The sequence below is a fragment of the Tabrizicola sp. genome, from assembly GCF_051645465.1.
Classification (GTDB): Bacteria; Pseudomonadota; Alphaproteobacteria; order Rhodobacterales; family Rhodobacteraceae; genus Tabrizicola.
Genome location: NZ_JBOFBI010000015.1, coordinates 1 through 5,880, shown reverse-complemented (window position 1 = coordinate 5,880; position 5,880 = coordinate 1). Strand labels below are relative to the sequence as shown.

At 64.1% G+C, this 5,880-nt stretch carries 3 protein-coding genes and 2 pseudogenes; all 5 read right to left on the bottom strand.

Features of this window, described 5'->3' with window-relative positions; all coding sequences use genetic code 11:
* Window positions 1-133: 133 nt before the first annotated feature.
* Window positions 134-529: a hypothetical protein gene (locus tag ACRCSW_RS00870; RefSeq protein WP_438702109.1), complete on the bottom strand. Its 396-nt coding sequence runs from the start codon at window positions 527-529 to the stop codon at window positions 134-136.
* Between the two features lie 9 nt (window positions 530-538).
* Window positions 539-1,759 (bottom strand): annotated as a pseudogene (gene odhB / locus ACRCSW_RS00865) (2-oxoglutarate dehydrogenase complex dihydrolipoyllysine-residue succinyltransferase); the annotation flags it as partial.
* Window positions 1,760-1,780: 21 nt separating this feature from the next.
* Window positions 1,781-4,744: a 2-oxoglutarate dehydrogenase E1 component gene (locus ACRCSW_RS00860; RefSeq protein WP_438702108.1), complete on the bottom strand. Its 2,964-nt coding sequence runs from the start codon at window positions 4,742-4,744 to the stop codon at window positions 1,781-1,783.
* A gap of 4 nt (window positions 4,745-4,748) precedes the next feature.
* Complete coding sequence (locus tag ACRCSW_RS00855) at window positions 4,749-5,543, bottom strand: hypothetical protein (RefSeq protein WP_438702107.1); 795 nt, start codon at window positions 5,541-5,543, stop codon at window positions 4,749-4,751.
* A pseudogene (locus ACRCSW_RS00850) lies at window positions 5,540-5,880 on the bottom strand (hypothetical protein); the annotation flags it as partial. The pseudogene ACRCSW_RS00850 and the gene ACRCSW_RS00855, both read right to left, overlap by 4 nt.

The following is a 5,880-nucleotide window of genomic DNA, read 5'->3' as shown; positions in this document are numbered from 1 at the left end:
TAGGGGTCGGACGGCCCCCCACCCCCGGCCCCTCCCCACGTGGGGGTGGGGTGGTGCTTGGGGCGGCGGTGGGGGTGGAGTGGGTCATGGGGGGTCCGGGGTAGGAGTGTTGTAGGGCGCGCTGTAGCGCACCCTACTGGGCTGGTCGAAGTCGGTTTTGCTTTGCTCTCGATACGGCTCGAAGCAATGCCCAAATCTGCACTGCGTCAAGAAGCAGACCAAGGCCGAGAACGAACGATTGCTCGACAATAGTTGGAGTATCATAGGGCCTCGTCGCCCTAATTCCGCTGCCAGCTAGCCAGCATGTCAGCGAAATCATGTACAGGTCATATTCGCGATTACACAGAAGTCCAATTGACCACGCCTGCAACACCGAGGCCACAACCGCCAGAACGACGATGATCCAGACGTCGGCCTGTTCTGACACGGCAAAGAACTGCGAATCGCCAAGGAAGTAGACGGCCAAGCCTATTGCCATCGTCGCGACCATAGCCGCCACTGTCGAAGACCAAATTCCGACCGCCGTCACTTAGCTCTCTCACAAATCCATCAGCAACCTTCTCGGATCCTCCAGCGCCTCTTTCACCCGCACCAGGAACGTCACCGCCCCTTTGCCGTCCACGATCCGGTGGTCGTAGCTGAGGGCGAGGTACATCATCGGGCGGATGACGATCTGGCCGGCGACGACGACCGGGCGGTCCTGGATCTTGTGCATGCCGAGGATGCCGGATTGCGGGGGGTTGAGGATGGGGGAGGACATCAGACTGCCGTAGACGCCGCCGTTGGAGATGGTGAAGGAGCCGCCCTGCATTTCGGCCATGGAAAGCTTGCCGTCGCGGGCGCGGAGGCCGAGTTCGGCGATTTTCTTCTCGATGGCGGCGAAGCCCATCTGGTCGGCGTCGCGGACGACGGGGACGACGAGGCCGGAGGGGGTGCCGACGGCGACGCCCATGTGGACGTAGTTCTTGTAGACCACGTCGCCGCCGTCGATTTCGGCGTTGACCTCGGGGACTTCCTTCAGGGCGTGGCAGCAGGCTTTGACGAAGAAGGACATGAAGCCGAGCTTGACGCCGTGCTTCTTCTCGAACGCGTCCTTGTATTCGTTGCGGAGCGCCATGATCGCCGACATGTCCACCTCGTTGTAGGTGGTCAGCATGGCGGCGGTGTTCTGGGCATCCTTCAGGCGGCGGGCGATGGTGGCGCGCAGCCTTGTCATCTTTACCCGCTCTTCCCGCGCGGCGTCGTCGGCGGGGACGGGGGCACGGGGGAGGGCGGCGGGGGCCGGAGCTGGCGTCGCGGCGGTGGCAGTGGCTCCTGCGGTGCTCGCGACAGTGCGGGCCACGTCTTCCTTCATGATGCGGCCATCGCGGCCGGTGCCCTGGACCTGGTCGGGGGTGAGGTTCGCCTCGGCCATGGCTTTCTTGGCGGAGGGCGCGTCTTCGGTGGCTTTGGCGGGACGCTCCTCCTTCCGCTCTTCCTTCGGCGCCGGGGGCGCCTCGGTCTTCGCGGAGGTCGTCGCTGCGGCGCCCTCGGTCACGATCGCAAGGCGGGCGCTGGCCGCGACCGTCGTGCCTTCCGGCGCGAGGATTTCCGCCAGGACGCCGGTCACCGGGCTTGGCACCTCGACTGATACCTTGTCGGTCTCAAGCTCGCAGAGCATCTCGTCCTGCTTCACCGCATCGCCCGGTTTCTTGAACCAGGTGGACACGGTGGCCTCGGACACGGATTCGCCGAGGGCGGGCACCATTACGTCTGTCATGTCTAGTCTCCGGTATGCGGGTCAGAGGCCCAGGGCCTGGGCGACGAGGGTTTGCTGTTCGTGTTTGTGGCGGGAGGCGAGGCCCGTTGCGGGCGAGGCCGAGGCCTTGCGGCCGGCATAGGACATGCGGGTCGGCTTGCCGCGGATCTTGGTCAGGATGCCCTCCATGTCGGGCTCGATGAACGACCAGGCGCCCTGGTTCTTCGGCTCTTCCTGGCACCAGATGAACTCGGCCTTCGGAAAGCGGCTGAGTTCCTGGGTCAGAGAGATTGCCGGGACCGGGTAAAGCTGCTCGACGCGCAGGAGGTACACGTCGTCAAGCTTCTGAGCGTCGCGTTCGGCGAGGAGATCGAAGTAGACCTTGCCGGAGCAAAGGACCACGCGCTTGATCTTGTCGTCGGCCTTGAGCTTCTGGGTCGAGTTGCCCTTCTGCGCATCGTCCCAGAGGACGCGATGGAAGGTGGAGCCGTCGGTGAAATCTGCCGCCGCCGAGATGCACATCGGGTGCCGAAGGAGAGATTTCGGCGTCATCAGGATAAGGGGCTTCCTGTAGGTGCGGTGCAGCTGGCGGCGCAGGATGTGGAAGTAGTTCGCCGGGGTCGAGCAGTTGGCGACGATCCAGTTGTCCTCGGCGCTGAGCTGCAGGAAGCGTTCGAGGCGGGCGGAGGAGTGTTCCGGGCCCTGGCCTTCGTAGCCGTGCGGCAGAAGGAGGACGAGGCCCGACATGCGCAGCCACTTCGACTCGCCCGAGTTGATGAACTGGTCGATCATGATCTGCGCGCCGTTGGCGAAGTCGCCGAACTGGGCCTCCCAGATCGTCAGCGCGTTCGGTTCGGCAAGGCTGTAGCCGTATTCGAACCCGAGGACGGCATATTCCGAGAGCATCGAGTCGATGACCTCATACCGCGCCTGGCCGGGGCGGATGTGGTTCAGGGGGTAGTGGCGTTCCTCGGTCGTCTGGTCGACCCAGCCGGAGTGGCGCTGCGAGAACGTGCCGCGGGAGCAGTCCTGGCCCGAAAGGCGGACGGCGAAGCCTTCCAGTTGCAGCGACCCGAAGGCCAACGCTTCGGCGGTCGCCCAGTCGAAACCGTTGCCCTTGGCGAACATCTCGCGCTTGGCGTCGAGCTGACGGGTGACAGTCTTGTGCATGTCGAAGCCGTCGGGGATGCGGGTCAGACCCGCGCCGATCTCGGCCAGAGTGTCGGCCTTGATCCAGGTTTCACCCCGCTGGTAGTTGTTCAGGTCCCTGGCACCCATGTTCTTCCAGCGGCCATCCAGCCAGTCGGCCTTGTTTGGAAGAAAAGCCTTTCCAGCCTCGAACTCTTCGTTCAGGCGGGCCTGGAAGGCGGCCTTCATATCCTCGATCTCGCCTTCGGGTATCAGGCCGTCGGCGACGAGGCGTTCGGTGTAGAGCTGAAGCGTGGTCTTCTGCTTGCGGATGCGGTTGTACATCGCGGGGTTGGTGAACATCGGCTCGTCGCCTTCGTTGTGACCGAAGCGGCGGTAGCAGAAGATGTCCAGAACGACGTCCTTGTGGAACTTCTGGCGGTATTCCGTGGCCACGCGGGCGGCATGGACCACGGCCTCGGGGTCGTCGCCATTCACGTGGAAGATTGGCGCTTCCACCATGAGTGCGATGTCAGTCGGGTAGGGCGAGGTGCGGCTGAAGGCGGGGGCCGTAGTGAAGCCGATCTGGTTGTTGACGATGATATGGATGCAGCCGCCGGTGCGGTGGCCCTTGATGCCGGAAAGCTGGAGGCATTCGGCCACAACGCCCTGGCCCGCGAAGGCCGCGTCGCCGTGGAGGAGGATCGGGAGAACGGCGATCCGTTCCGCAATGTCGTTCATCTGGTCCTGCTTGGCGCGGACCTTGCCAAGGACGACGGGGTTCACCGCCTCGAGATGCGATGGGTTTGCGGTCAGTGAGAGGTGGACCTTGTTGCCGTCAAACTCCCGGTCGCTTGAGGCCCCAAGGTGGTACTTCACGTCACCTGAACCATCCACGTCTTCGGGCTTGTAGCTGCCGCCCTGGAATTCGTGGAAGATCGCCCGGTAGGGTTTCTGCATCACGTTCGCAAGGATGTTGAGGCGGCCCCGGTGCGGCATCCCGATGATGACCTCGCGCACGCCAAGGGCACCGCCGCGCTTGATGATCTGCTCCATCGCCGGGATCAGCGCTTCGCCCCCGTCAAGGCCGAAGCGTTTGGTGCCCATGTATTTGACATGGAGGAACTTTTCGTAACCCTCGGCCTCCACGAGCTTGTTCAGGATCGCCTTGCGGCCTTCGCGCGTGAAGGCGATTTCCTTGCCGTAGCCTTCGATCCGTTCCTTGAGCCAGGAGGCCTGTTCGGGGTCGGAGATGTGCATGTACTGAAGCGCGAAGGTCCCGCAATAGGTGCGCTTCACGATGTCGATGATCTCGCGCATCGAGGCGTGGGTGAGGCCGAGCACGTTGTCGATGAAGATCGGGCGGCCCATGTCGGCTTCGGTGAAACCGTACGAAGCGGGGTCAAGCTCGGGGTGGGTGCCTTTGGGCGCGATGCCCAGGGGGTCGAGGTCGGCGGCGAGGTGGCCGCGGATCCTGTAGGCGCGGATGATCATGAGCGCGCGGATCGAGTCGAGGACGGCGCGCTGGATCTGGTCTTGGGTCAGGCTGACGCCAGCTTCGGCGGCCTTGGCGACGATCTTGTCGCCCGCGGCTTTAGCCTCTTTGGCAGGCGACGCCGCCCACTCGCCGGTCAGAGCGGCGGTCAGGTCATCCACCGGCTGCGGTGGCCAGTCGCCCCGCGCCCAGCTTGGCCCGCTTGCGGCCCGCCTCGCATCAAGCTCGCTGTCGCCGAGGGCGCGGAAGAACTCGGCCCATTGCGGGTCGACCGAATTGGGGTCGGCGGCATGGCGGGCGGCCAGCTGGTCGACATAGTCGGCATTGGCCCCGTCGAGGAAGGACGAAGCGGTGAACGCGGCGGTGGGGGATTGATCGGTCATGGGGTCACCTCAAGGGGACTGGGGATATTCCGGTGGAGAGAACGGATGAGAACGGCGTCTTAGCCTTGGAGTCGGCAAGCAGTGCCGTGATGGCGGTGCTGGTAGTGAAGTCGGAATGGTTGAGGCTCAGCCGGAAGCTATCTGCCGCGCCTTCGACCCAGATGGAACGCCATGTCATTTTTGGCGGGCCTCCCCGGCGTTTATCCTTGGTCACCTTGGCGCCGTCCGGCGGGACGCGGGTGGCGATCATTTCGGGATCAAGCGCGGGGCCAAGCATCAGGTCGCATTGCATAATCGCCGAACCAACATCATCGCTGCGCAGGATAAGCCGAACGATGAGGTTCGCCGATTGATCCGGCAACTCGTACTGGAAGCCCGAGAGGCCCCTCTTTTCCACGGTTTCGATCATGATCGTGGCAGTCGGCGTCTGGCCGCCGGTATCTGGTAGAGGTTGCAGGGGCCTGGATCGGATCAAATTGAACTCTTCCAGCCGCTTCGGGTCTCCTGGCTTGGAATCGAGGCCACGGCGCATCAGGTTGTAGAGGGCATAGCGGTCGCGCCCCGCAGTCGTGTCGCCTTGGGTTACCCAACCGCTTGCGGCCAGTGCCTCGATCCGTGCCGTCAGCGAGGGGGCGGGGTCGAGGCAGGCGTCAAGCGCGGCCTCGATACCGCCGGTGCTGTCTGCGGCGGCAAAGCCCGGCAGGGCGCAGAGCACCATCGCCATCAACAGCCGTGCGGTCGCGTGTTGGCCGACGGGGCTTGGCCAACGGTATCCGGTTTCTGTGAGGCGCCGCATCATGACGCAGCCACCGGCGGCAAGCCCAGTACCCTGCGTTGGACCCCGTCGTAGAACGCGCCAAGGGTTGCGCGGTCATGCCGCATGATCGGGATTGTCATCAGGGCCGACTTCACCACGCCCAGAAACTGCGGAAACCGCCACCGACGGGAGAGGAGGTCCTTCAGGAACTCCGCCAGTAGGCGCCGCGCGATCATCACGTAGAACTGGATCGTGTGCCGGACGGGATAGCGGGAGTGTTTGCGCAGCAGAAAAGCGATGTTCAGCACGCTCAGCATCGTCGATTGCTGCCGTTTCAGGCGGCCTGCCATCGCCTCGTGATGGTAAATCTTCGCGTCCG